Annotated in this window: 2 protein-coding genes and 1 pseudogene; all 3 read left to right on the plus strand. The window is 32.0% G+C overall.

The features are described 5' to 3' along the window. Window positions 1-223, plus strand: a pseudogene (locus tag E0F91_RS17890) (IS4 family transposase); the annotation flags it as partial. A gap of 72 nt (window positions 224-295) precedes the next feature. Next, window positions 296-1,540 carry a hypothetical protein gene (locus E0F91_RS17530; RefSeq protein ID WP_132067638.1) on the plus strand — a complete coding sequence of 415 codons (1,245 nt, stop codon included), beginning with the start codon at window positions 296-298 and terminating at the stop codon, window positions 1,538-1,540. A 70-nt stretch (window positions 1,541-1,610) separates the two neighbouring features. Further along, window positions 1,611-1,864 (plus strand): helix-turn-helix domain-containing protein (locus E0F91_RS18265; protein ID WP_132065327.1); only part of this gene is annotated, 254 nt, incomplete at its 3' end.

Consider the following 1,864-nt stretch of genomic DNA (forward strand, 5'->3'; position numbering starts at 1 on the left):
ATCTCAAATATATGTCGCCTTAATAAGTTACTTGTTATTAGAACTCATAAACAGAACTATAGCCAAGAAAGTAAAAACCTTTTCTAATTTTGTAGAAAAAATAAGAGTATGTTTAGCTTTTTATCTAAGCATAGAATATGTTTGCAATCAAGTTAATGAAGGTGCAAAAAAAGTAATAAAACAAAACAAAATGCTGTTTAAACCTGACTTATTTTCTCAATAAAGAACAACAATTATAACAAATACAATACTTAACAAAGGGTTTTTAAGTTTTATTCAAAACTTTCGGATAGCAGTGACCTCTTTTATAGTAAACACCTCACTTGATAATGGAAAATTCAAATTAGCTGTTAAATATAAACTCTTAGCATCTAGAAACGGTACTGAGCCTTGGAAATTTGAAATAATAAAATTCCTTTCCAGCGAATCAGATCCAATCGATCTCATAAGTCATTTCTCTCCTTATTCATTTTCAGGAACCCTTTATCACTATAATCTTAATGGAGAAAACACCAAAATGATTGCATATAAAAAAGGGAAGGTAATAAGTGAGTTTGTGAATAAGCTAAAGTTAGCGAGTAGTATAACAGCTAAAGAACCTTCCATTGGAGGTGATAGTGGTGGCTTTTGGATGTTCACCAGAACACAGCATTATACCGACTGGTATAAGACAAGTAATTATAGTCAAGGAGTCTATACTTATACTCACTCGACTTATAATTATACTTCATCTGAATACGTATGGGTAAGCACAGGAGGCAACAGTAATGCAAATTATCATAACCATTATGACTATCCGCATGGTACTTCTACAGGCACAAATAATCATCCTAAAGAGATAATCATTGATCCTTCTTTCACAAATAATCCTTGTTTAAAAGGCGTATATGATAAACTAGAAGCGTCTTCAACTTTTAAAAATCAATTAAACAAATTCGATATTGATTTTAAAGGTGCTAATTTGAGGCTAAGCGTAGGGGTTGACCCTGCTTACCCTCCTTCAACAACTGCAATAACTTATGAACCTGTGGATTATTTAATTAATATTATGTTTAATCCAGATCAATTGAAAAGACCAGAGTTAGATATTGCGAGAACGTTTTTCCACGAATTACTGCATGCTGAAATGTATAGAAAATTATTATCTCTTGCTAAACAGGGCAATATTCCTTGGTCTGCTGCTTTTATAACTAGTATAAAAAATGATTATCCCGGACTTACTGATTATTATACAAGATATGAATATGAGGTCGCTCCGGGACAACAACCCACAAATACGCAACACGAGTTGATGGCACAACATTCTAGAGACGTAATAATTAAAGTTTTGCAACAATATGATAATAATCAGCATTCAATAGAGTTTTATGATGCTTTAGCTTGGAGTGGATTAATGGGAAAGGGGGGCAATTTTGATAGTATTACTTTGTTACCACCATCTCCAACCGTTGCTTGGAAAAATTTGACTCAAACTCAGCGCAAAAAAATTGTGGATATAATTATTAATTTTCAAAATTCAAATCCGTCATGTCAACAGTAACAAAAAAAACAATAACAATTCTTTGTTTACACTGCCCCCAAAAAGTTAGACACTATTTGGGGGCATTTTTATGGAAAGAAAAGTCAAGTATGAATACACATTTAAGCTTGAATGTGTAGAATTAGTTATCAAACAGCACAATTCCTGTGTATCTGTAGCTAATAAAAAGATGGTTCATAGATCCAGTATTAAGAAATGGGTTAGATTATACAATTATTATGGTGAAGATGGATTAATACCAAGGAAGAACCGTAGTTATAGTGATGCATTTAAATTCAATGTTTTACAATCAATTCAGAAAGATTCTTTGTCATTATTGGATAG

The organism is Flavobacterium sandaracinum, assembly GCF_004349135.1.
Classification (GTDB): Bacteria; Bacteroidota; Bacteroidia; order Flavobacteriales; family Flavobacteriaceae; genus Flavobacterium; species Flavobacterium sandaracinum.